General features: G+C 62.2%; 19 protein-coding genes. 12 read left to right on the top strand and 7 right to left on the bottom strand.

Features of this window, described 5'->3' with window-relative positions:
• Positions 1–44: 44 nt before the first annotated feature.
• The 5 genes from dusB to ntrX all read left to right on the top strand — a co-directional run bounded on the left by dusB (position 45) and on the right by ntrX (position 7,270).
• Entirely contained in the window at positions 45–1,028 is a 984-nt protein-coding gene (gene dusB, locus AB1E34_RS13130) for a tRNA dihydrouridine synthase DusB (RefSeq protein ID WP_372572799.1), read from the top strand.
• Positions 1,025–2,107: a two-component system sensor histidine kinase NtrB gene (locus AB1E34_RS13125; RefSeq protein WP_372572798.1), complete on the top strand. Its 1,083-nt coding sequence runs from the start codon at positions 1,025–1,027 to the stop codon at positions 2,105–2,107. Before dusB ends, AB1E34_RS13125 begins: the two co-directional genes overlap by 4 nt.
• Complete coding sequence (locus tag AB1E34_RS13120) at positions 2,107–3,474, top strand: response regulator (RefSeq protein WP_372572797.1); 1,368 nt, start codon at positions 2,107–2,109, stop codon at positions 3,472–3,474. The genes AB1E34_RS13125 and AB1E34_RS13120 overlap by 1 nt, the downstream gene beginning before the upstream one ends.
• 99 nt (positions 3,475–3,573) lie before the next feature.
• Positions 3,574–5,862, top strand: a complete 2,289-nt coding sequence (locus AB1E34_RS13115; RefSeq protein WP_372572796.1) for a sensor histidine kinase NtrY-like — start codon at positions 3,574–3,576, stop codon at positions 5,860–5,862.
• On the top strand, positions 5,855–7,270 hold the full coding sequence (ntrX, locus tag AB1E34_RS13110) for a nitrogen assimilation response regulator NtrX (RefSeq protein ID WP_372572795.1): 1,416 nt from the start codon (positions 5,855–5,857) through the stop codon (positions 7,268–7,270). Before AB1E34_RS13115 ends, ntrX begins: the two co-directional genes overlap by 8 nt.
• Positions 7,271–7,276: 6 nt before the next feature.
• On the opposite strand, the gene AB1E34_RS13105 is transcribed toward ntrX, so the two are convergent.
• The gene (locus AB1E34_RS13105) at positions 7,277–7,762 is read right to left on the bottom strand and encodes a hypothetical protein (protein ID WP_372572794.1); all 486 of its coding nucleotides are present in this window, start codon (positions 7,760–7,762) and stop codon (positions 7,277–7,279) included.
• A 96-nt stretch (positions 7,763–7,858) separates the two neighbouring features.
• On the opposite strand from AB1E34_RS13105, the gene trkA reads away from it, so the two are divergent.
• From trkA to AB1E34_RS13080, 5 genes are all read left to right on the top strand, one after another.
• Positions 7,859–9,235: a Trk system potassium transporter TrkA gene (gene trkA, locus AB1E34_RS13100; protein WP_372572793.1), complete on the top strand. Its 1,377-nt coding sequence runs from the start codon at positions 7,859–7,861 to the stop codon at positions 9,233–9,235.
• Positions 9,235–10,770, top strand: a complete 1,536-nt coding sequence (locus tag AB1E34_RS13095) for a TrkH family potassium uptake protein (RefSeq protein ID WP_372572792.1) — start codon at positions 9,235–9,237, stop codon at positions 10,768–10,770. The genes trkA and AB1E34_RS13095 overlap by 1 nt, the downstream gene beginning before the upstream one ends.
• Positions 10,771–10,900: 130 nt before the next feature.
• Positions 10,901–11,140: an RNA chaperone Hfq gene (gene hfq / locus AB1E34_RS13090; protein ID WP_027260655.1), complete on the top strand. Its 240-nt coding sequence runs from the start codon at positions 10,901–10,903 to the stop codon at positions 11,138–11,140.
• Positions 11,140–12,411 (top strand): GTPase HflX, encoded by a 1,272-nt coding sequence (gene hflX / locus AB1E34_RS13085; protein ID WP_372572791.1) that lies wholly within the window; start codon positions 11,140–11,142, stop codon positions 12,409–12,411. The genes hfq and hflX overlap by 1 nt, the downstream gene beginning before the upstream one ends.
• 60 nt (positions 12,412–12,471) lie before the next feature.
• Positions 12,472–13,068, top strand: coding sequence for an imm11 family protein (locus AB1E34_RS13080; RefSeq protein WP_372572790.1), 597 nt, complete (start codon positions 12,472–12,474; stop codon positions 13,066–13,068).
• A 44-nt stretch (positions 13,069–13,112) separates the two neighbouring features.
• Here the strand turns inward: AB1E34_RS13080 and AB1E34_RS13075 are convergent, their stop codons facing one another.
• The 5 genes from AB1E34_RS13075 to hemB form a co-directional block, all read right to left on the bottom strand.
• Positions 13,113–13,508 (bottom strand): SgcJ/EcaC family oxidoreductase, encoded by a 396-nt coding sequence (locus tag AB1E34_RS13075; protein ID WP_372572789.1) that lies wholly within the window; start codon positions 13,506–13,508, stop codon positions 13,113–13,115.
• A gap of 113 nt (positions 13,509–13,621) precedes the next feature.
• On the bottom strand, positions 13,622–14,503 hold the full coding sequence (locus tag AB1E34_RS13070) for an alpha/beta hydrolase (protein WP_372572788.1): 882 nt from the start codon (positions 14,501–14,503) through the stop codon (positions 13,622–13,624).
• A 111-nt stretch (positions 14,504–14,614) separates the two neighbouring features.
• A complete protein-coding gene (locus AB1E34_RS13065) occupies positions 14,615–17,080 on the bottom strand; it encodes a penicillin acylase family protein (RefSeq protein WP_372572787.1) in 2,466 nt (821 codons plus the stop codon).
• 133 nt (positions 17,081–17,213) lie between these two features.
• Positions 17,214–17,786 (bottom strand): lipid-binding SYLF domain-containing protein, encoded by a 573-nt coding sequence (locus AB1E34_RS13060; protein WP_372572786.1) that lies wholly within the window; start codon positions 17,784–17,786, stop codon positions 17,214–17,216.
• Positions 17,787–17,926: 140 nt separating this feature from the next.
• Positions 17,927–18,925, bottom strand: a complete 999-nt coding sequence (gene hemB / locus AB1E34_RS13055; RefSeq protein ID WP_372572785.1) for a porphobilinogen synthase — start codon at positions 18,923–18,925, stop codon at positions 17,927–17,929.
• Between the two features lie 124 nt (positions 18,926–19,049).
• Here hemB and AB1E34_RS13050 point away from each other — a divergent pair, with 124 nt between their 5' ends.
• Together AB1E34_RS13050 and mfd are read left to right on the top strand one after the other, a co-directional pair.
• Complete coding sequence (locus AB1E34_RS13050; protein WP_372572784.1) at positions 19,050–19,571, top strand: component of SufBCD complex; 522 nt, start codon at positions 19,050–19,052, stop codon at positions 19,569–19,571.
• A 21-nt stretch (positions 19,572–19,592) separates the two neighbouring features.
• Complete coding sequence (mfd, locus tag AB1E34_RS13045) at positions 19,593–23,051, top strand: transcription-repair coupling factor (protein ID WP_372572783.1); 3,459 nt, start codon at positions 19,593–19,595, stop codon at positions 23,049–23,051.
• On the opposite strand, the gene AB1E34_RS13040 is transcribed toward mfd, so the two are convergent.
• A complete protein-coding gene (locus AB1E34_RS13040; protein WP_372572782.1) occupies positions 23,052–24,719 on the bottom strand; it encodes a tetratricopeptide repeat protein in 1,668 nt (555 codons plus the stop codon).

The following is a 24,719-nucleotide window of genomic DNA, read 5'->3' as shown; positions in this document are numbered from 1 at the left end:
GGGGTTTCGATACCACCTAGAAAAACGCACAAGGATTGGGCAAAGTGACCTTGCGTCTTGCCGACAAACACATCTCACCTCCTGTGATCTTGGCTCCGATGGCCGGAATCACCGATCGCCCGTTTCGCGATCTGGTGATGCGCTTTGGTGCCGGGCTGGTGGTGAGCGAGATGGTGGCCAGTCAGGAAATGGTGCAGGCCAAACCCGGCGTCCGCGAACGTGCCGAGATCGGGGCTGATGTGGAAAACACCGCCGTTCAACTGGCGGGCCGCGATGCGGAATCGATGGCCGAGGCCGCGCGGCAGGTGGCCGACCGGGGCGCGCGGATCATCGACATCAACATGGGGTGTCCGGCCAAGAAGGTGACCAGCGGCTATTCCGGCTCGGCGCTGATGAAGACCCCCGACCATGCGCTCAGCCTGATCGAGGCGGTTGTGGGCGCGGTAGAGATACCGGTGACGCTCAAGACCCGGCTGGGCTGGGATGACGCCCTGCTGAACGCGCCCGAGATCGCCCGCCGGGCCGAGGCGGCAGGGGTGCGGATGATCACAATTCACGGACGCACGCGCTGCCAGTTCTACAAGGGCCATGCCGATTGGGAGGCGATAGGTGCCGTGAAACAGGCGGTGTCGATCCCGGTGATCGCCAACGGGGATATCGTCGATCTGGCCTCGGCCCGCACCGCGCTCAAGCGCTCCGGCGCGGATGGGGTCATGGTCGGGCGCGGCGCGCAGGGGCGGCCCTGGCTGCTGGCAGAGATTGCGGCCTCGCTTGGGGCTTCCGCCTCTCCGGATATTCCAACCGGCCAGGCGCTGAGTGATATGGTCTCAGCCCATTACGAGGCGATGCTGGGGTTTTACGGGTCCGAGCTGGGGCTGCGCGTCGCCCGCAAACATCTGGGCTGGTATATGGATCAGGCCGGAACCTCGCCCGCGTTGCGCCGTCAGGTCCTGACCAGCCGCGATCCGGGTGAGGTCCTGCGCCTGGTGCCGCTAGCCATGGATGGGCAGAAGGAGCAGGCCGCATGACCCCCGATCAGACCATCTGGGCATCGCTGCCGGTTCCCGCCTTCGTTATCAGTGCCGAAGACCGGATCGAGGATGCAAACTCTGCCGGGGAGGGATTTTTGAACGCCTCAGTGAAATCTGTTGCGGGGACGCCGGTCTGGGATCAGATCGCCATAGACGCCCCGATCGAAGAGGCGTTCGAGCGCGCGCGCAGCAATGGCACGCCGCTTTTTGTCAACGATATCGACGTGGGCACCGGCAGCCGCGCGCCTTTGCAATGCGCGCTACAGATCGCGCCGCTACTGGGGCAGCCGGGCAAGATGTTGATGCTGATCTCGCCCCGCGAACTGGCCGGGCGGATGACCCAGAGCCATACGGTGAAATCCGCTGCGCAATCCGCGATCGGTATGGCCGAGATGCTGGCCCATGAGATCAAGAACCCGCTGGCCGGCATCACCGGCGCGGCGCAATTGCTCAGCATGAACCTCAGCCCAGACGATCTGGAACTGACCGATCTGATCGTGGCCGAAAGCCGCCGCATCGTGAAGCTGCTGGAACAGGTGGAACAGTTCGGCAATCTCAGCCCGCCGGATTTCCGCCCCGTCAATATCCATGACGTGCTGGACCGGGCGCGGCGCTCAGCGCTGCTGGGGTTCGGTGCGCATATGAAGATGATCGAGGATTACGACCCCTCGCTGCCACTGGCCTTTGGTGACCCTGACCAGCTGTTGCAGGTGGTGCTGAACCTGTTGCGCAATGCGTCTGAGGCGGCAGAGCCCAAGGGCGGCACGATCCGCCTGCACAGCTATTTCGAACATTCCTTCCGCCTGCGCCGCAGTGACGGCACCGGCCAGTCTCTGCCGCTGCAGGTCGAGATTATCGATGATGGGCCGGGCCTGCCGGAAGACATTCGCAATGACGTGTTCGACCCGTTTGTGTCGGGGCGTGAGAACGGCACGGGGCTTGGGCTGGCTTTGGTCAGCAAGATTATCTCGGACCACAATGGATGGATTTCGGTCACGTCGGTTCCGGGACGAACCGTCTTTCGGCTGTCGCTGCCTCGGGTGCCGCGCGGCTATGATATAGAGGAGAAGACCTGATGGATGGCACGGTTCTGGTCGCGGATGACGACCGCACGATCCGCACGGTTCTGACACAGGCACTGACACGAGCAGGGTGCAAGGTGCATGCGACCTCGTCGCTGACCACGCTGATGCGCTGGGTGGGCGAAGGCAAAGGTGATCTGGTGATCTCGGATGTGGTCATGCCGGATGGCAACGGGCTGGAAATGCTGCCCAAGATCAACGAGGACCGCCCCGGCCTGCCGGTGATCGTGATCTCGGCCCAGAACACCATCATGACTGCGATTCAGGCGGCTGAGGCCGACGCCTATGACTACCTGCCCAAACCGTTCGACCTGCCGGACCTGATGAAGCGTACCGCGCGGGCGCTGGACCAGCGCCGCCGCAGCCCGGCCGAGGCCCCGCCAGAGGACGATACCCGACCGGATGAGTTGCCGCTGGTCGGGCGGACTCCAGCGATGCAGTCGCTCTACCGGCTGGTGGCGCGGGTGATGAACACCGATCTGCCCGTGTTGATTTCCGGTGAAAGTGGCACGGGGAAGTCCCTGATCGCGCGCGCTATTCACGACTTTTCTGACCGGCGGACCTTGCCCTTCGTCACCGTGACCGCCGCTGATCTGCAGGACCTTGAGGGCCCGGCTCGGGTGCTGGCGCGGGTCAAGGGGGGTACGCTGCTGATCGACGAGGTCTCTGATATTGAGGATGAGATTCAGGCCCGGATCGTGCGCATGATGGATGCGCCGGGCGATCACGTGCCGCGCTTCATGGCGACCAGTCAGGACGATCTGGCCTCGGCCATGGAAACCGGACGGGTGCGGCAGGACCTCTATTACCGGCTGAGCGGCGCAACAGTCGAGGTTCCGGCGCTGCGCGAGCGTGTCGATGACATCCCGCTGCTGGCCGAGCATTTCCTGGCTCGGGCCGAGCGCGAAGGCGCGTCAAAGCGCTGGCTCAGCGAGGATGCCCATGATCTGGTGCGGGTCTATTCCTGGCCCGGCAATGTGCGCCAATTGGAGAACGCGGTGCGGCGACTGGGCCTGACCAGCCGTGCCGAAGAGATCACCCGCGCCGAGGTCGAGTCGGTGCTGGGCAGCCAGCCCGAAGCGGAACCGGCGCTTGGTGGAGGCGATGGTGAGAAGCTTTCCGCCTCTGTCGGGCGGCATTTGCGGCGGTATTTCGACCTGCATGGCGGGATGCTGCCTCCGCCGGGATTGTACCAGAGGATTCTGCGCGAAGTGGAAGGCCCGCTTATAGAAATCGCGCTTGATGCGACGGGTGGAAATCAGGCGAAATGCGCCGATCTTCTGGGGATCAACCGGAATACGTTGAGAAAAAAGATATCGGACCTCGATATAAAGGTGACACGCAGGCGCAAACTGATGTAATATCGCCACACAAACCGTGGCAAACGGGTTTCGGCCTGGAAACGACCACGAGATATGGCGGTACGTCGCTTCGGCGGCACATCAGTATGAGGGCAGCAGGTGGCAACCTGGTCACAGAACGGGCCAATTCCATCCTTTAGCCAGTGGAGCAGATCTCGAAAGGTTCGCAATTTCGGGACCTTGGGGCTTGTTGTTCTCGGGCCTGTCCTGACGCTGGCCACCTATCTGGTGATCGGCCCGTTCGAGCTGGATGTCTCAGGGCCGACGCTGCGGCTGATCCTTCTTACCGATCTGGTCTACATTCTGGTGCTCGCTGCGCTTGTTCTGGCGCAGGTGGGGCGATTGATCGCGGCGCGCCGGGCGAAGTCAGCGGGCTCGCGGCTGCATTTGCGGCTGATTGGCGTTTTCACCTTTCTGGCGCTGGTGCCCACCGTGACGGTGGCGATCTTTGCCGGGCTCACTGTGAATATCGGGCTTGAGGGCTGGTTCTCGGACCGGGTGCGGCAGGTGGTCGGCAACTCACTTGCTGCGGCTGAGGCCTATGAGTTGGAGCATCGCGAGGACCTTACCCAAGACGCGCAGGCGCTGGGGCGGTTCCTGGATCAGGCCCGCGCGATCGATTTCTACATCAACGATGCCGAACTGCGCGAAGTGCTGGCGCAGGGCCAGGCACAAATTCAGCGCGGGCTGAAAGAGGCCTATATCATTGATGGCACCGGCGAAATCCGGGTGCGGGGTGACCGGTCTTACCTGTTCGACTTCGAGGCACCCACGCCCGAGCAGGTGTCTGAGGCCGAGATCAATGGCGAGTTGATCATTCAGGACTGGGACAACAACGAGTTCCGCGCCATCGTGCCGCTTTACGCCTATCTTGACCGCTACCTCTATGTCAGCCGCGTGGTGGATGGCGAAATCCTGAATCTGCTGGATGATACCAAGGAAACCGTGCGGCTCTATCAGCAGCTGGAAAGCGAACGGGGCAGGGTGCTGTTCGAATTTGGCCTGCTTTATCTGGGCTTTGCACTGATCCTGATCCTGGCGGCAGTCTGGCTGGGGCTCTGGTTTGCCGAGCGCCTGTCGCGCCCGGTGGGGCGTCTGACCACAGCAGCGCAGCGCGTCGGGGCAGGCGATCTGGCTGTGCAGGTGGTGGAAGAAAAAGGCGATGACGAGATCGCCATGCTGGGGCGTTATTTCAACCAGATGACAAGGCAGCTCAAAGGTCAGCGCGATACGCTGCTGGAAAACACCCGTCAGATCGAAAGCCGTCGCAGGCTGTTCGACTCGGTGCTCAGTTCGGTAACCTCGGGCGTTGTCGGGCTGGACCCCGATGGCTGCGTGACTTTCGTGAACCGCTCTGCCGAACGTCTGCTGGACTGGTCTGGTGGCGGTCAGAACCCGGCCATCGGCGTCGCCGTGCCCGAGTTTTTGCCCCTGTTTGAAGCGCTCAAAGAGGGCAGCAATGAAACCGCGCAGGGGGCCGTCAAGGTCACCCGCAAGGGCCGTGCCGAGAACCTGCTGGTGCGTATGGCGACGCGGCGCGGCGAGGAGGGGCGGCTGGAAGGCTATGTGGTGGCCTTTGACGACGTTACCGATCTGGTCAGCGCCCAACGGATGGCGGCCTGGGGCGACGTGGCGCGGCGCATCGCGCATGAAATCAAGAACCCTCTGACCCCGATCCAGCTCAGCGCCGAGCGCATCAAACGCAAATTCGCGCGCCAGTTGGACGAGGCGGATGCCGATACGCTGGTGTCGATGACCGATGTGATCGTGCGCCAGACCAACGATCTGCGCCGCATCGTTGATGAATTCTCGAAATTCGCGCGCATGCCCGAACCGGTGCGCCGCGATGAAGATATCAACCAACTGGTGCGCGACGCGGTGCTGTTGCAGCAGACGGGGCAACCGGATGTGAAGGTTTCGGCCACACTGCCCGATGGTCCGGTGATGAGCGATGTGGATGCGACCATGCTCAGCCAGGCGCTGACCAACCTGATCAAGAATGCAGGTGAAGCGATTGAAACGCTGAAGAAAAAAGGCGCGCACGATAACTTGAGGCCAGAGATTCAGGTGACATTGGATAGCAGCGGTGATGGCAACCTGATCACTATTGCAGATAACGGGATCGGCCTGCCGGAGGATCGCGCGCGGCTCTTCGAGCCTTACGTGACGACCCGTGACGAGGGCACCGGGCTGGGCCTGCCGATCGTCAAGAAGATTATCGAAGAACATGGTGGAACATTGGCGCTGGAAGATGCGCCGATTTTTGAAGGGCAGGATCATTTCGGCGCCATGGCCGTGATCCGCCTTCCCGGGCAAGACGCGGCCCGTAAAGCGGCGTCATCCAAACAAACAACCGGTAAAAAGGTGAAAGCGGGGCAAGATGAGTGATATTCTGATCGTAGACGACGAACGCGACATTCGCGAACTGGTTTCCGATATTCTTGAAGATGAGGGGTATGCGACCCGGCTGGCGGGCAATTCCGATGATTGCATGGCGGCCATCAACGCAGAACCTCCGGGGCTGTTGATTCTGGATATCTGGCTGAAAGACAGCCGCATGGACGGGATCGACATCCTCAAGGCGGTCAAGCGCGACAACCCGGATATTCCTGTGGTCATCATCTCGGGGCATGGCAATATCGAGATCGCGGTCGCCGCGATCAAGCAGGGTGCCTATGACTTCATCGAAAAGCCGTTCAACATCGATCAGTTGATGGTAGTGATCCGCCGCGCCATGGAAACCTCGCGCTTGCGCCGCGAGAACAGCGCGCTCAAACGTCGTGAAGTGACGAATGCCGATATGATCGGCAATTCGGCGGCCTTCCGGTCGATGCTGGGGCAGTTGGAGAAGGTCACCCGCTCCAACGGCCGGGTGATGCTGAGCGGTCCGGCGGGATCGGGCAAGGAGATCGCCGCGCGCTTCGTGCATGCGCAATCGAACCGCGCCAATGGTCCATTCGTGACCGTGAACTGCGCGGGTGTTGAACCCGAACGGGTCGAAGAGGTTCTGTTCGGTCGCGAAACCGCTGAACGCGGGGTCGAGCCGGGCCTGCTGGAAGAGGCCCATGGCGGCGTGATCTATTTCGACGAAGTGGCGGACATGCCGCTGGGCACCCAGTCCAAGATACTGCGGGTGCTGGTCGATCAGCAGTTCCAGCGCGTCGGCGGCTCTGACAAGGTGCGCGTCGATCTGCGCGTGATTTCGTCGACTAACAAGGACCTGGAGGAGGAAATCCGCGCCGAACGGTTCCGCGAAGAGCTGTTCCACCGTCTGAACGTGGTGCCGATCGCCGTACCCTCGTTGGAGGAGCGGCGCGAGGATATTCCGCTTCTGGCCGAGCACTTCATCGAGATGTGCAATGAAACCCAAGGGCTTACGGCACGTCCCTTAAGTGATGAGGCTATCGCGTTGATGCAGACCATGGCCTGGCCGGGCAATGTGCGCCAGCTCAAGAACCTGATTGAGCGGGTTCTGATCCTGGGTGACAGCACCGGTCCCATCGAGGCGCGCGAACTGCCCAGCGAAGAGGAACGCGAAAGCGAAGAGGGCCGCGTGGTTCTGTCCGGCGCGCTGGCAACGCTGCCCCTGCGCGAGGCGCGCGAGGCGTTTGAGCGCGAGTATCTGCTGACCCAGATCAACCGCTTCGGCGGCAATATCAGCCGCACCGCGTCCTTTGTCGGCATGGAGCGCAGCGCCCTGCACCGCAAACTGAAATCGCTGGGCGTGGTCACCTCGAACAAGGCGGGCAACCGGGTCGCGCATGTGGATGAAGAGGTGACTGAAGCCGCAGAGTAAGCGCGCTCAGCCCCGGGTGCTGGCAATCTGGGGCGTCACGATCTGATAGCTGCCATCCTCATTGCGGATAAAGCAGGAGGTGCTTGCAAGCGGCGGCAGCGTTGTGGTTCTTGCAACTGGCACCTGCGCTTTGACACCGGAACTGCAAGGTTGGATCTGCACCGGCTGATAGCCTTTTTCGGCCATGCACATCTGCGTCACGCGGTTACGCAGGCCCTTGTTGGCATCCACGGAATAGACCGGCCCACGGTCCCAATAGCCGGTCGTGTGCCAGCATTGACCACGATTGCAGTACCGGTTGCCGGGATAATAAACCGGTGGCCCCTGGCGGATCTGCGTGTTGACCGGCACCTCTTGAAGCGCCTGTACCTGGCAGCGGGAGGTGTCGTTCTGTTGCCGCGTGACCGTCACGCCGGGTTGATAATAAAGCGATAGCGGCCCGCATCCTGCAAGCAACATCCCCAACACCACAATCCGAACCAGCGTTTTCATGGGCTTACTGTGCCGCAGAGCGGCCAGCCTGACAATTCAATTGACCATGTTTTGGGCTTCTGTCATTCAGAAATTCGGCATGAAGGGACCAGTGCGATGAAGGTCATCATTTGTGGGGCCGGGCAGGTGGGCTGGCAGATTGCCCGCCATCTCTCGGGCGAGTTGAACGACGTGACTGTCGTCGACAACAATCCCGATCTGGTCCGGCGCGCCACCGAGACGCTGGATGTTCAGGGGATTTCGGGCTTTGCCAGCTACCCGGACGTGCTGGATCGGGCCGGGGCCAAGGACGCGGATATGATCATCGCCGCCACCCATTCCGATGAGGTCAACATGGTGACCTGTCAGGTGGCCCATTCGGTCTTTGGCATCCAGCGCAAGATCGCGCGGCTGCGCTCGCAATCTTATCTGACGGCGATCTATTCCGACCTCTATCGCCGCGACCACCTGCCGATCGACGTGGTGATCAGCCCCGAACGCGAAGTGGCCGCCGCCGCGATGCGCCGCCTGTCGGTGCCAGCGGCGTTTGATACCGAGTTGTTTATGGATGGCGACGCGCAGTTGCTGGGCATTTCGGTGGACGAGGATTGCCCCATCGTGAACACGCCCCTGCGGCAGTTGACCGACCTGTTTTCGACCCTGCGCACCATCGTGGTGGGGATTCGGCGAGAGGGGTCGCTCTTTGCGCCGGAACCGGGTGATCAGATCTTCACCGGCGATGAATGTTATGTCTTTTCCCATGTGGACGATGTCGAACGCACGATGGAGATCTTCGGCAAGAAGCACGGCAAACAGGACCGGGTTGTCATCGTGGGCGGCGGCAATGTTGGGCTGGAGGTTGCCAGCACGCTGGAAAAGCACAAGACGCGCATCCGCGCCAAGGTGATCGAGCGCGACCGCAAATGCGCAGAACTGGCGGCGGAGGCGCTGGAACGCACCATCGTGCTGAACGGTGACGGGCTGGATGCCTCGCTATTGTCCGAGGCCGGGATATCCCGTGCCGATGCGATGCTCGCGGTGACCGATGACGACAAGACCAACCTTCTGGCCGCGGTGCGCGCCAAGGCAGAGGGTTGCCCGCTCGCCATCGCGCTGATCAATGACCCGACGCTGGTGCCGTTGATGACGCCGCTGGGCATTGACGCCTATATCAACCCGCGCGCCACAACGGTCAGCTCGATCCTGCGCCATATCCGGCATGGGCGGGTGCGGCAGGTCTATTCCATCGGCGATGCCGAGGCCGAGGTGATCGAGGCCGAGGTGCTGTCGACCTCGCCCATGGCGGGCCAGAAACTGCGCGATATCGACTTTCCCGAAGGCGTGCTTGTGGGCGCGCTGCGCAAGGGAGAAGAGGTGGTGCGCCCCTCGGGCGGGCTGCGCATCGAAGAGGGGGACACCATCGCGCTCTTTGCCATGGCCAAGGACGTGCCGGAGGTCGAACGCCTGATGCAGGTTTCGATCGACTTCTTCTGATGGCACGCAGCGCTCAGAAGATCAGCCTGGTGCGGCAATTGCCGCTGTTTTTGCTGATCTGGGGCATTGCCTCGCTGCTGATGTGGGTTCCGGCGGTGATGGCGCTGATCCAGAACGACCATGATGTGTCGCGGTCGTTTTTCTATTCGGGCATTGTCGGGCTGACGGTGGTCACGATGATCTCGCTGGCGCTGCAAGGTCGTCGTTCGCGGCGCGGCACGTTGGGGCAGTTGCTGGCGCTGATGGCGACATTTGCGTTGCTACCACTGTTTCTGGCGGTGCCGTTTCACGACGCGCTGCGCACCACGAGTTTTCTGAACGCCTATTTCGACATGGTCAGCGCGATTACCACCACCGGCGCGAACCTGTTCCCCGATCCCGGGCGGCTGGCGCCCTCGCTGCATCTGTGGCGGGCGATGGTGGCCTGGATGGGTGGGCTGGTCATGTGGATTGCGGCGGCAGCCATTCTGGCGCCGCTGTCGCTGGGGGGCTTCGAGGTGACTGCGCGCGGCCAGCCGGGCCGCGCCGTACCGGGCGCGGCGCAGAGCGAGCGCGCCGACCCGCGCGGCCGTTTGCTGCGGATCAGCCGCACGCTGGCGCCGGTCTATCTGGGGCTGACATCGGTGGTCTGCGTCCTGCTCCTGATCGCGGGCGAGGCGCAACTGACCGCGATATGCCATGCGATGTCGATCCTGGCGACCTCGGGGATTTCTCCGGTCGGGGGAATCGCCGGGTCGACCTCTGGTATCACCGGCGAGGCGATCCTGTTCCTGTTCATGTTCTTTGCCCTGTCGCGGCTGACCTTTTCTAGCGACACCGCCACCAGCGGTCATGCGCGTCTGGACCGGGACCCGGAATTTCGCATCGGCGTCGCCATCGTTATCGGCCTGCCGCTGCTGCTGTTTCTGCGGCACTGGCTGGCCGCGTTCGATATCGACGTCGTGGTGACCCTTGAATTTGCCCTGCGCTCGCTCTGGGGATCGGTGTTCACGGTGATGTCCTTTCTGACCACAACCGGCTTTGTCAGCGCCGATTGGGAGGAGGCGCGGCAATGGTCGGGGCTGGGCAATCCCGGCCTGATCCTGCTGGGCCTGGCACTGATCGGTGGTGGGGTCGCCACCACTGCGGGCGGGGTGAAGCTGCTGCGGGTCTATGCGCTTTATCTCAACGGTTACAGAGAGATGGAGAAGCTGGTTCATCCATCCTCGGTTGATTCAGGCGACAAGGGAAACCGGCGTATCCGGCGGGACGGGGCGTTCATCGCCTGGATCTTCTTCATGCTCTTTGCGATCTCGCTGGCGGTGGTCAGCGCGCTGCTGGCCGCCTTTGGCCTCAGCTTCGATCAGGCGCTGGTGCTGAGCATCGCCACGCTGTCCACCACCGGGCCATTGATCGACATGTCCGGCGAAATCTCGATCCGTCTGGTGGAGTTGAACGCCTGGGCCAAGCTGATCATGTGTATCGCCATGGTGGTCGGGCGGCTTGAGACATTGGCGATCATCGCACTGATCACACCCGACCTGTGGCGCAACTGAACAGTTTTGCCACTGCGTTGCCATTGTTGATTTTTCGTCTGGAATATCCTTTCCCGGCACTCCATACTTGACGCAGAGGGAGCGCGTTGGTCCGCAGCGCGTCGCAAGAACAAAGGCGAGAACAGAATTAATGGCTTCGGACAGACAGAATCTTCAGGATGCCTTCCTGAACCATGTAAGAAAAACCAAAGTTCCAGTCACAATTTTCCTGATCAACGGCGTGAAACTGCAAGGTGTCATCACCTGGTTTGACAATTTCTGCGTGCTGTTGCGGCGCGATGGTCAGTCGCAGCTGGTCTACAAGCATGCAATCTCAACCATCATGCCGGCACAACCGATCAGCCTTTACGAGGGCGAAGACGCCACTTGATGGAGCATGAGAGGGCGCGCACCCGAGCTTGGGTGCTGCATCCCGATATCCGATCAGACGCCGAGCGCCGGACACCCGAACCGGCGCTGGAAGAAGCCGTATCCCTTGCGGCGGCCTTGCCCGATCTTGACGTGGCCGGGGCTGGAATCGTGCGGTTGGCAAAACCGCAGCCCGGTTATCTGTTCGGCTCCGGCAAGATCGAGGAACTGGCCGCTGAACTGAAAGCCGCCGAGGTCGAACTGGTGCTGATCGACGGGCCGCTCAGCCCGGTTCAGCAACGCAATCTGGAAAAGGCGTGGAAGGTCAAGATCCTCGACCGGACCGGGCTGATCCTTGAGATTTTCAGCGACCGCGCACGGACCCGAGAAGGCGTGTTGCAGGTCGAAATGGCCGCGCTGTCCTATCAGCGCACACGGCTGGTGCGGGCCTGGACCCACCTGGAACGCCAGCGCGGCGGGCTTGGCTTTGTCGGCGGCCCCGGCGAAACCCAGATCGAGGCCGACCGCCGCGCCATTGACGACCAGTTGGTGCGCCTGCGCCGCCAATTGCAGAAGGTGGTCAAGACGCGTGAGCTGCACCGCAAGGCGCGCGCCAAGGTGCCATACCCGATTGTCGCGCTCGTGGGCTATACCAACGCGGGCAAATCAACGCTCTTCAACCGGCTGACCGGGGCCGAGGTGATGGCCAAGGACATGCTGTTCGCCACGCTCGACCCCACCATGCGCCGGGTGCAATTGCCCGATGGGCCCGAGGTGATCCTGTCGGATACGGTGGGTTTCATCTCGAACCTGCCGACCGAACTGGTCGCCGCCTTCCGCGCCACGCTGGAGGAGGTGCTGGCCGCTGATCTGGTGTTGCATGTGCGCGATATCAGCCATGGCGAGACCGAGGCGCAGGCAGCAGATGTCGAAGCCATCCTGACCTCGCTGGGGGTCGAGGAGGAACGACCGAGGCTCGAGGTCTGGAACAAGATCGACCAACTGCCCGATGAGATGCGTGACAGCGTCGTGACCCGCGCCGGGCGCGAGGACGGGGTCTTTGCGATCTCGGCCGTCACGGGCGAGGGGATCGACACCCTGCTGGACCGGATCGCGGTTGAACTGCAGGGCGCACGCCATGAAACCTTGCTGCGGCTGGGCTTTTCCGACGGCCGCAAACGCGCCTGGCTGTTTGAACAGGACCTGATCCAGAACGAGAAACAGACCGAGGAGGGGTTCGAGATCCTCGTACTCTGGACCGGCAAGCAAGAGGCGCAGTTTGCGGCGCTGTGATCCCGAGATGTGCCGCTTGAAACGCGGCGTTTAGACAAAAGATCAGGCAGGAGAGTGGTGATGCCTTGGATTTTGCACGAGAGCATCTCGGACGAAGAAGATGTGACATGGGCTTTCCGGGATGTGAAAACCGGTGCAGATCGAAGGGAGCCCAAAATCTATATGCCGACGGTGCAGATCACCCCAGATCAGTATCCTCTGGATTTTCAACAGACCTCGCCACATACAGAGTTCACCGACTTCATGCGAGGAGGAGGGCTGGGCAAGATACTTGTCAGCCGCGCATTTCGCGACCTGATCGAAGAGATGGACCCGGGCCACAGTCACTACTATCCTGTTGTTCTGCATTGCAATGACGGGCGCGTCTTGGAGGATGCCTATTTCCTGCACAAGTTTGCGGACTTCATTGAGGACGGGATCATCGTCGACGAGTCGAGTGTGCAACCCGTGATGCGCAGAGGCAAGATCGGGTTCTACAGCAGTAACGCCTGGCCCAAACTTGTCTGGCGTAGCGACAAGATCAAGGGTCGCCACGTATTTGCTGATCGATATCTGGGACTAAGGTTCTGTGTTTCGGATGCGTTTCTGGAAGCCGCCGAAGACCGGGGCTTTGGCGGCTTCAGCAAAATAGAATCCTTTATCAGATACCTTTCATAAGGCGAGTTCTCAGCACAAGTCCGTCGAAGTCCACCCAAACGGTGTCAGCGCCCTTCGATCTGGCGCTGGTGGTCGTCGGGGTCGAACCAGACATGGGCTGAACGGATGCGCAATTCGGCATCCATCTCCCACTCTTCCCAGCCCCGTATGGTGACCTGATTGCCGGTTTCGGCATGGGTGCCTTGCAGCGTCCAGGCAAAGAGCGCATGATCCCCCGCCTTGCGCATCGTGTCGCAGGTCATGTCGAGATCAGGGAATTCGGTAAAGAACCCCTTGGCCACTTCCGCCACCGCAGCCTGACCGACCAGCGGCGCGCCGCGATAGATGGTGATCTGGCCGCCGGGGGCGAAAAAGCTGGCCACATAATCGGGGTTGCCGGAACTCCAGGCCAGGGCATAGTTCCGCGCGAGATTTTGCAGCTTGTCCTGGGCTGTAGCCATCGGGATTTCCTCGGGTCGTGGGCATTTAACCCTAGTTACGATATTTGCCGAGGCCGCGTCCATGACTTGCGCGAGTGGCGGGCGGAATATTACCAACGCAGCGCGCGACGTCGTCAGCCGTGGGGCGGCAGCGACCTGAGCCACTGCCAGCTGTCGCGCGCGACCGACGGGCCGATGACATAGAACCAATGAGTGTGTCCGGGGATGCGCTGCAGCGTCACCGAATGGCCCGCGCGCGCCAGGGCCTTGCCGGTTTCTACCGCATCATCGACCGAAAAGAGCGCATCCTCTTCTCCCAGATAGAGCCGGACCGGCTTTGCCTCGTTGGCGGGCCGGTAGTGATCCGCTGTGCCGAACCCGCCATGCAGAACAGCAGCTTTCCACGGCCCCTGTGTGCGATTGATCAGATGTGCCGCATAGATCGCGCCGCTGGAATGGCCAAAGAGGTAGATCCGGTCGCGGTCGATCTGCTGATCTTGTGCGGCGGTGTCCAGAATCTGGTCGAGCAGTGCTGGCGACAGATCATCCGCCCCCCATGAGTCGCCGCGCGCATCGGGCGCGATCAGAACCAGACCCTGCGCCTTTGCCGTCTCACGCCACATGTCGATCATCGACAACCCGTTTCGCTTGGACCCGTGCAACAGCAGGATAACCGGCGCGGGGCCGGTCGCATCGGGATGAAAGCTGTACCAGACGCGACCTGATGCGCTGTGTCGTTGGCTGGCATCGATGACATCCTGCGGCACCTCGTAGGTGAACTCCGCCGGATTGGCATAGCTTAGGCCGCCGCGCCTGACATGCGCGAAACCGCCCGGCTCGATCGTGCCGGACTCGGCCGCCGAAGGCATGGGGGCAAAGGCGACCTGTTCCTGAGCGACTGCGGCTGGCGTGTGGGCCCGTTGCGTCGCTGGCTTTTCGGAAACGAGATAGGCGGCAATCACCGTTGCACATGCGGCAAAGAGAACAAGCAAAAGCAAGGCGCGCAGAACAGCCAAAACTGGTACTTCCTTTTTGTTGAATCTGCTTATGAGTGTGTCGCACACCGCTTGAGACGGCCAGCCGCCTGACCATTTTCATGCGTGATGTTGCGCCCGGGCCGCATCAGGTCAGGGTTTCGGGGTGAGCGTGGTGATCCCGACCGAGGCCGCGCGCGCCAGATCGGCATCCAGTGACATCGGGATATATTCGCCCCGCCGCCAGAGCTGCGCCTGATCGTCATAGTGGCGCGACAGGAAATGGCCCGACTGGCCGGTGGAAATGACAAAGACCGAACTGTCGGGATCAGCGAAATCATAGACGCCGCGGAAACCGGCCCCATGCACGTTCTGGAACGGCGCCGGGTCCTCGCCCGAGGTACGGCCCCGTTGCAGCGTGTTGTCCCCGCCGCTGGTCGATTGCCGGATGTTCACGAAATAACGCAGCACCGGAACCTCACCCAGAATCGGGTGGTCATGGGTGGCCTGATGCGCATCGCCCCAGCGCAGGCTTTCCAGCGCGCTGCCGTGGTTCTCGGCGATCCAGACCAGCGCGTCATCCAGCGCCAGACGGGCCATGTCGGTGCAGCTTTCGACCGGCGCGCTCTGGCTGACGTCACACCAGACCGAGGCGCCGTCGACATCACGGTAGACCCGTTCGATAAAGAGCGGATCGACATGTTTGAACTCGTCGGCAAGCGGTCCCAGCTCATCCTCGATCAGGCGTTTTTGCAGGGCACGCAGCCAGGCGGCATAGATCAGCGGTTCGGGCAGATGCTCGTTCATCTCGCCATTCCAGTCCGCCAGCAGCGACAGCGCGATCTGGCGCTGGCGTTCGGGCGTGCCCTCGGGTGCGGCCTCGCCGGTGAACCACAGATCGGCCCCGATCAGCGGCAGCAGCGAGCGGGCGGTGAAACTGACCGGGTCCAGCTGCGCCTCGATGAAACTGTCGCGGGTATGGACCTGTCGCGATTGCATCAGGCGTTCCCAGCGGTTCACCCGCTGGGTGTCACCCCAGCTATGAGAGACATGGTTCGGGAAGGGCCGGTCGACCGTTTTGTTGTTGGTATTGCCCAGCAAGCCGCCCTCGGGCGACAGGAAAGAGGGGTTGGTATCATACGGCATCCGCCCCTGCCAGCGATTTTCAGGCCGCCAGCCCTGGCTGGGCATCCGCCCCTGGCTTTGATGGCGCGCATCGCGACGGGGGATCGCACCGATGGTCTGCATCGCGACCGTTTCACGATCGGCCAGGGTCAGGTTCTGGGCCGGGGTGAGGTAGCGCTCGCCAGCCTCGATGGCTTGGGTCACGGTTTTGGCGCTCATCAGCGCGATGGCCGCCGACATGGTCGTGTCATTCGGGCTGAGCGCGGTCCAGGCCAGTGACACCACATGGCCCGGTGGCGTGATGGTTCCCAGATTGTACAGGCTGCCCGGCAGCACCGGGCCGTTTTCGGTCCAGCGCAGGGTCAGGGTGATTGGCGCGGCGTTCTTGATCTGGATGATCGAGGGGCGGCTCTCGAACGGTTTGTAGCCGTCTGGGGTCAGGTATTCCTCGGGATTGTTGGGGTTGAGCTGCTCGATATAGAGGTCTTGATCATCCACATAAGACGAGGTGACGCCCCAGCCGAGATAGTCGCTGCGCCCGGTTAAGACGGCGGGAATGCCGGGGATGGTGCCGCCGATCACCCCGCCCGAGGTCAGTTCCAACCGCGCCAGATACCAGGTCGAAGGGGCCGAAAAGCCCAGATGCGGATCATTGGCCAGCAGGGTGCCACCGCTGGCAGAGCGGGAGGGGTCAGCCGCCCAGGCATTGGAGGCCCCGGCCAGCCCGCGCTCCGGGATCGGCGAGATCGGATCGGCAGCGGGCCTTTCACCGGCGGCATAACGGGGCAGATCGGGGAAGAGCGCCGAATATTCCGGCAGTGCGGCAATGCCCGAACCGGGCACATCGGGCAAGATATCCAGCAACCGGTCGGGATCGCTCAGCATCAGCGAGGTGCGGGCGCGCAGAACTTCTTCTTCCAGATGCCCCGACAATTGCAGCGCCATCAGCTTGATCATCGCGATGCTGTCGGCGGGTTGCCAGGGGGCCATGGGGGTTGGAAACAGGAACATCTCGGGCGCGCCTCGGCCAAGGGATTCTTCATTGATCTGGTTTAGGCGCGCATTCACCCCGGCAGCATAGGCGCGTAAGGCCACCATCGTCTCTTCGTCCTGCACCGCGACCGAGCGTTGCGCCGCGCGATAGAGGTCTAGCCGCCGCAACAGCCGGTCAATCTTGACCGTGCGCTCGCCGAACACCTCTGACAGGCGGCCCTGCACCGTACGGCGCATCAGCGTCATCTGCCACATCCGGTCTTGCGCATGGGCATAGCCGAGGCCGAAATAGACATCAGCGTCGGTTTCACCAAAGATATGCGGCACATTGGCGTTGTCACGCACGATCTCGACCGGCGAGGAGAGACCCGTAACAGAAACCTCGCGGTCGTAGTCGGGCAGGGACTGGCTGGCCAGGAAATAGACCAGGGCAACACCTGCCAGGACCAGCAGGATCAGACCGGTGGCAATCCGCAGCAGCCAGCGAAAGATCAATCTCATGGGTGTGCCGTGCCTTCTGCTGTCCGGATCGCGGCCAAACTAGAGCAAGCGGCTTGCGGCCGAAAGGCCGTTCCCTACGGAAACCCGGTCGGATTGACCGACGGGGGCATAGCCCCGTCGGCACCGGCCTGCATCAGGGGATGATGCGGGTGTATTTGGTGCCCTCGACCGTGGCCCCCAGCAGCAGACCGGCCTGTCCAAAGACCGCCGCGATCACCGGTGAGGTCGTGGTGGTGGTGGTGGCTGAAAGCTGTTCGCCCTGGTCGCCAACCACATAGGCCACATCCGCGCCCGCTTCCCAGCCGGTCGAGCGGCGGAACCTGCCCAGCGCGTCCTCGGTCATGAAGAACAGAACCGTGGCATATTGCGCCGCGCCGATCTGCAGGCCCGCGGTGCCCTTGACGGTCTGGTAGTAATCCACCGTGACGCCATTGACGCGCAGCGCGCCGCGCCCGTAGGCGCCGCCAAAACCAAAACCGGCCTCGGTGATCAGCGGCATGACCAGAATACCATTGGCCTTGTTGCCGATCTCGACGGTGTTTGGATACTGGTTGTAGAGTTCCTGCAGGGTGGCATCGACGCGGGCGTCGATGACGGCGGCGTTGGAATTTCCGACGCCATTGCCGCAGGCGGCGGTGACGGTCAGCCCGGCCATGCCAAGGGCAAAGCCGCGACGGCTCAGTCGTGGGGATTGGGTACTGCTCATTTTCTCTGTCTCTGTGGGTTGCCTGATAAGCCGGTTTGTCCGGTCTTGGCCGCAAGCATACGCGCAATGTGGGGCGCTGTCACCTTGTTCATGACGGTACCGGGCGGGATATCGCCCGGAAAATCACATGAATTAAAGGGTTAGCCCTGCAAAATTCGCGCAACTTCGGGGGCAAAATAGGTCAGAATCCCATCACACCCGGCGCGTTTGAACGACATCAGGCTTTCCAGCATGATCTTTTCGCCGTCCACCCAGCCATTCAATGCCGCCGCCTGGATCATCGCGTATTCACCGGACACCTGGTAGGCATAGGTCGGCACACCAAACATGTCCTTGCTGCGACGACAGATATCGAGATAGGGCATGCCGGGCTTTACCATCACCATATCCGCGCCCTCGTTCAGGTCGCGGGCGATCAGCCGCATCGCCTCATCGGAATTGGCCGGGTCCATCTGATAGGTTTTCTTGTCGCCGGTCAGCGCGCCCGAGGCCCCCACCGCATCGCGGAACGGCCCATAAAAGGCGCTGGCATATTTGGCGGCATAGCTGAGGATCATCACATTCTGGTGGCCGCTCGCCTCCAGCGCCTGCCGCATCGCGCCGATGCGTCCGTCCATCATGTCCGACGGGCCGATGATATCGGCCCCCGCATCGGCCTGCGCCAGCGCCATCTTCGTCAGCGCCTCGACGGTTTCGTCATTCACGATCTCGCCATCCACCACATAGCCGTCATGGCCGTTGATGTTATAGGGGTCGAGCGCCACATCGGTCATCACCGCGATTTGAGGCGCCGCCGCCTTGATCGCCCGGATCGCGCGGTTGCTGAGGTTGTCAGGGCTCCAGGCCTCGGCGCAATCCTCGGTTTTCAGGGACGGATCGGTATAGGGAAAAAGGCAGATCGCCGGGATACCAAGCGCCTGCGCCTCGATGGCGACCTGCGCGATCCGGTCGACGCTACGGCGCATGACGCCGGGCATTGAGGGCACGGGTTCCTCAACGCCGTCCCCATCGCGCACGAAAACCGGCCAGATCAGGTCATCCACCGTCAGCACGTTCTCGCGGACCAGCCCGCGAATGGCCTCGGATTGCCGGGCGCGGCGGAACCGGGCGGTCGGAAAAGGGGCAACGATGGGTTTCATTTGGTGATACTCCTTGCGCAACTGCGCTCTGGGTGGCATGGAATTGTCCCGGTCTCAAGGGTGGCATTTGAACGCAAGCCATGGCAGAGGCCTCAGGATAAGGGCATAGGGCAGGGGACGACGGTTGGACTGGTACGACTCGATCTTCGAGATGATCGACATGCGCAGCTTTTCGAACCTCTGGTTCTGGATTGCGCTTGCGGTCATGTGGTCATCCGCCAGCCACTGGGTGATGGGCATCCCCTTTGACATGGTCACCCGCGCGCGCCGATTGGGCGGGCAGGCCGAGCAGGATCTCAACGATATCACCCGGGTGAACGTGAACCGGCTGCTCTATATCACCGAGGTTTCGGGGCTGTGGATATTGGCGATCGGCTGCTTTCTCCTTTCGGGGATGGCGATGCTTGGCTTCTTCTACGGGATCGAATTTGCACAGGCGCTGTTCCTGTTGGCCTTCCCGATGTCGATTGTCGGTTTGGTCAATCTGGCGACGGCCCGCGCTATCCATGGGCAGAACGCCCAAGGGGTTGAGATTGCGCGTTTCCTGAACCGCTGCCGGATCATCACGCAGGTCATTGGCATGATCTCGATCTTTGTCACCGCCCTTTGGGGTATGTATCAGAACCTCTCCATCGGAGCCCTCTAGGGCGGGGAAAGGACCCAAAGCATGACAGCAGCGGATCACGTTCTGGTTGGCGGTGCCCCCGAAGGCTATGACGCGCAGCTGATCCTGCGCGAGAGTGCCCGCGCCGATGGTCCGGTCTGCCATGTTGCGCGCGATGACAAGCGGATGGAGGCGATGCGCGCCGCGCTTGCGTTCCTGGTGCCTGACATGCCGGTCTTTGTCTTTCCCGGCTGGGATTGTCTGCCCTATGACCGGGTTTCGCCCAATGCCGAAGTATCTGCCGCGCGTATGGCGACGCTGGCTGCCCTTGTGCACCAGATGCCGCAGCGTTTCGTGTTGCTGACCACGCTGAACGCGGCCAGCCAGAGGGTTCCCGCGCGCGCGCTGTTGCGCGAGGCCGCCTTTACCGCGCAGGTCGATCGTCGCATCGACGAAGAGGCGCTACGGGCCTTTCTCGTGCGCATGGGATTCACCCAGAGCCCCACGGTGATGGAGCCCGGCGATTACGCCATTCGCGGCGGCATCATCGATATCTACCCGCCGGGCGAAAGCGGCCCGGTGCGGCTGGATCTGTTCGGCGACGTGTTGGACGGCGCGCGCCGGTTCGACCCGGTCTCGCAACGCACCACCGAAAAGCTCGACATCGTGGAACTGGCCCCGGTCAGCGAAGTGATCCTGGACGAGGCCGCGATTACCCGTTTCCGGCAGAATTACCGGATCGAATTTGGTGCAGCGGGCACTGATGACCCGCTCTATGAGGCGGTGAGCGCCGGGCGCAAGCATCAGGGGATGGAGCACTGGCTGCCCTTCTTCCATGACAAGCTAGAGACCCTGTTCGACTATCTGCCAGAGGCCACGATCACGCTGGATGATCAGGTCACGCCCGCCCGGCTGGCACGCTGGGACAGCATCCAGGACCAGTACGAGACCCGGACCCATGCGCTGCAGAACCGCTCGCGCATGGACAGCGTCTATAAACCGACGCCGCCGGGGCTGCTCTATCTCGATGACACCGCCTGGAGCGAGGCCGTGGCGGCCCGTCGTGTGATGCAGTTCAACCCTTTGCAACAGGCCAGCGGTCCGGGCGTGATCGATGCGGGCGGACGTATCGGGCGCAATTTCGCGCCCGAAAGGCAGCAGGAAAACATCAGTCTTTTCGGCGCGCTGGCTGGTCATGTTCAGGAGAAACTGGACGCCAAACCGGTCCTGATCGCCTCCTATTCCGAAGGCGCGCGCGAACGCCTGACCGGGTTGATCGAGGATGAGGGCCTCGCCGAGGCGATTCCGGTCCCCAATGGCACGCGGATCGGCAAGCGCGGATTGCATCTGGCGGTCTGGGCACTGGAACACGGATTTGAGACGCCCGAGATGGTGGTGATCTCGGAACAGGATGTGCTGGGCGACCGGCTGATCCGCGCGCCCAAGAAACGCCGCAAGGCCGAGAATTTCCTGACCGAAACCCAATCGCTCAGCCCCGGCGATCTGGTGGTTCATGTGGATCACGGCATCGGCCGCTATCAGGGCATGGAGGTGGTGACCGCCGCCGGGGCCGCCCATGAGTGCCTGCTGCTGGAATATGCCGAAGCGGCCAAGCTCTATCTGCCGGTCGAAAATATCGAACTGCTGTCGAAATACGGCCATGACGAGGGGCTGCTGGATCGCTTGGGTGGCGGCGCGTGGCAGGCCAAGAAGGCCAAGCTCAAGGAACGCATCCGTGAGATGGCCGATAGGCTGATCCGCATCGCCGCCGAACGGGCCCTGCGCAAGGCCCCGATGCTGGACCCGCCCGCCCATGCCTGGGAGGAGTTCTCCGCCCGCTTTCCCTATCAGGAAACCGATGACCAACTGCGCGCCATTGGGGACGTGATGGAGGATTTGCAGTCCGGCCAGCCAATGGACCGACTGGTCTGCGGTGATGTCGGTTTCGGCAAGACCGAAGTGGCCATGCGGGCGGCTTTTGTCGCCGCCATGTCCGGGTTGCAGGTGGCGGTGATTGCGCCGACAACCTTGCTGGCACGGCAGCACGCGGCCAGCTTTGCCGAACGCTTCCGGGGGTTTCCCTTGGAAGTCAGACAGTTGTCGCGCTTTGTTTCTGCCGGCGAAGCGCAAAAAACCCGCGATGGCCTGTCGCGCGGAACGGTTGACATCGTGATCGGTACCCATGCCCTGTTGGCCAAGGGCATCCGGTTCCAGAACCTCGGCCTGCTGATCATTGATGAAGAGCAGCATTTCGGTGTGGCCCACAAGGAGCGCCTGAAGCAGCTACGCAGCGACATCCACGTCCTGACCCTGACCGCCACACCCATCCCGCGCACGCTGCAACTCAGCCTGACCGGCGTACGCGATCTGTCGATAATCGGCACACCACCCATCGACCGTCTGGCGATCCGCACCTATGTCAGCGAGTTCGACGCCGTCACCATTCGCGAGGCGCTGCTGCGGGAACACTACCGGGGCGGGCAGAGCTTTTACGTGGTGCCCCGCATCAGCGACCTGCCCGAGATTGAGGCCTTCCTGAAAGAGCAGCTACCCGAGCTGACCTATATGGTCGCGCATGGCCAGATGGCCGCCGGAGAGCTCGATGACCGCATGAATGCCTTCTATGACGGTAAATATGACGTGCTTCTGGCCACGACCATTGTCGAATCCGGCCTCGATATCCCGACCGCCAACACGATGGTCATCCACCGCGCCGACATGTTCGGCCTGGCGCAGCTCTACCAGATCCGGGGCCGGGTAGGCCGCTCGAAAACCCGCGCCTATGCCTATCTGACCACCAAACCGCGCGCTAAACTGACCGATACGGCCGAAAAACGCCTGCGCGTGCTGGGCTCGCTCGATACGCTGGGGGCTGGGTTCACGCTGGCTAGCCAAGACCTCGACATTCGCGGCGCGGGCAACCTGCTGGGCGAGGAACAGTCCGGTCAGATGCGTGATGTGGGGTATGAACTCTACCAATCCATGCTGGAAGAGGCGATCGCCAAGATCAAGGCGGGCGAGATGGAGGGGCTCAGCGATGCGGATGATCAATGGGCGCCGCAGATCAATCTCGGCGTGCCGGTGCTGATCCCGGAGGATTACGTGCCCGATCTGGACGTGCGGCTGGGTCTTTATCGTCGCCTGTCGTCGCTGTCGAAGAAGGTGGAACTGGAAGGGTTCGCGGCTGAATTGATCGACCGGTTCGGAACTTTGCCGAAAGAGGTCAACACGCTGCTCTTGGTGGTGCGCATCAAGGCGATGTGCAAACGCGCTGGCATCGCCAAGCTGGATGGCGGGCCAAAAGGGGCGACGATCCAGTTCCACAACGACAAGTTTGCCTCACCCGAGGGTCTGGTGGAGTTCATCCAGAACCAGAAGGGTCTGGCCAAGGTCAAGGACAACAAGATCGTGGTGCGCCGGGACTGGGCCAAGGAAAGCGACAAGATCAAAGGCGCGTTTGCGATTGCCCGCGATCTGGCCGAGAAAGTTGTCGGGACGCGGAAAAAAGCAAAAACCGCCTGATCAGCCTGTCTGCGCCTGCATCGCCGCCTGCGCACAGAAACAGGAGGCCCCAACCGAGCCGTCGGCGCGGGCTAGCGCAAGGTCAAGACGTTGCTTGATCTGAATGATTTCAACATCTTCCCCGCGCGCCTTCAGGCAATCATGCAGGCCTTTCAGGCTCCAGACATTGTCGGGATGCACGGTCGCGCGGCTGAGCTGGCCACCAAGACCGAGGTCTTCGCGATAAACCGCTTCGGCCTCTTCCGTATGGCCCTGTTCAAACAGCAGCGCCCCGAGCGCGTGGCGGGTGGGCTGCATCCAGCCCCAGGGTTCGTCATAAGGCAAGCCGTCATCAAGAGCGACCGAGGCGCGCAGGTGGGCAAAGGCAACCTCGTAATTTTCTTTGCGATACTCGATTTCGCCTCGTAGCATTTCTGACGCGATTTCAAGCAGGTGGACGACCTTATTGTTGTGCATCAGCCGCGTTTCCGGAACCCGGGCGCGGGCGGCGTCAAACAGCTTTTCCTCGGCCTCCGCCGCAGGCATGTCGCCGGTCGCTGCATGGGCGATGGCGCGGGCGTAATACACCGTTGCCGTGACCGTCCGGTAGAGATCGGTGTCGTCGGGCAGTTCCAGCGCCTTGGCACGCTCCCATTGGCCGAAGCGGATCAGGATATGCGGCTCCATCGCCATGTAGCTTTCGAAGAAATCCGCCATGGGCGGGCTTTCGATGCGCAGCATCTCTTCGGGCGTGGTGTCCCATATGCCGCGATTGGCTTCCAGCGCGGGCTGCATTTGTCCAAGGAAAAGAGCGCCATAGATAATGAAGTGATAGTTATGCTGGCGATAGCCGGTATAGATGTTGAACGCGCCCTCACGCTCGTAATATTTCAGGTCGGCGACCACCGCCTGCCGGTTCCAGCGCACAACGTTCTGGTAGTGACCGCAGAGCACGTCGATATGGGTCGGCATATGCACCAGATGCCCGGCATCAGGCACCAGCGTGCGCAGGATATCTCCGGCTTTGAGCGCCTTTTCGGGTGTCGGCGACATCTCCATCAGGTGGATGTAGAGATGCAGCAAACCGGGATGGGACATCGCGGCCGGGTCGTCGCGCATCGCGGTTTCGAGGGCCTCTTGTGCCTCCAGCGTGGCAGCACCTTCAGCCGGGCCACCGCTGCGCAGGTCCCACATCTTCCACGGGGTCATGTTGAGCAGGCTTTCGACATAGATCGTGCGCAGGTCCAGTTGATCCGGGCAGGCGGTGAAAGCCGCGCGCATGGCGTCGGCGAAGTCGCTGTCCCAGGCCTCCATTTGGTCGATCGGCGTGCGTTGCGGGTAGCGGGCAGGCAGGGCGTTGATCAGCTGGGTTTCCAGCTTGGTAAGACCCTGCAGCCTCGCCAGCGCGTCCTGTGTGGCGTCATAGGCCTTGGTCAGCGCCCGTTCGCGCCCGCCTTCGTCCAGCAATGCCCAGGGCAGGTTGTAATTGGGACCGACAGCATAGGCCACGCCCCAATGGGCCATGGCGCAATCCGGGTCATGTTCCAGCGCGCGCTCGAAACAGGCCACCGCCTCGTCATGGTTATAGCCATAGGTCCAGACCAGCCCCCGGTCGAACCAGAGTTGCGCTTCTTCCGAACGGGTGGTGATCCGGCAGCTATGCGTGCCGAGGTCGTAATCATATGACAT

The sequence above is a fragment of the Ruegeria jejuensis genome, from assembly GCF_041537905.1.
Taxonomy (GTDB): domain Bacteria; phylum Pseudomonadota; class Alphaproteobacteria; order Rhodobacterales; family Rhodobacteraceae; genus Ruegeria_C.
Note: the sequence above shows the minus strand (reverse complement) of the source record. Positions and strands in the feature narration are given on the sequence as shown.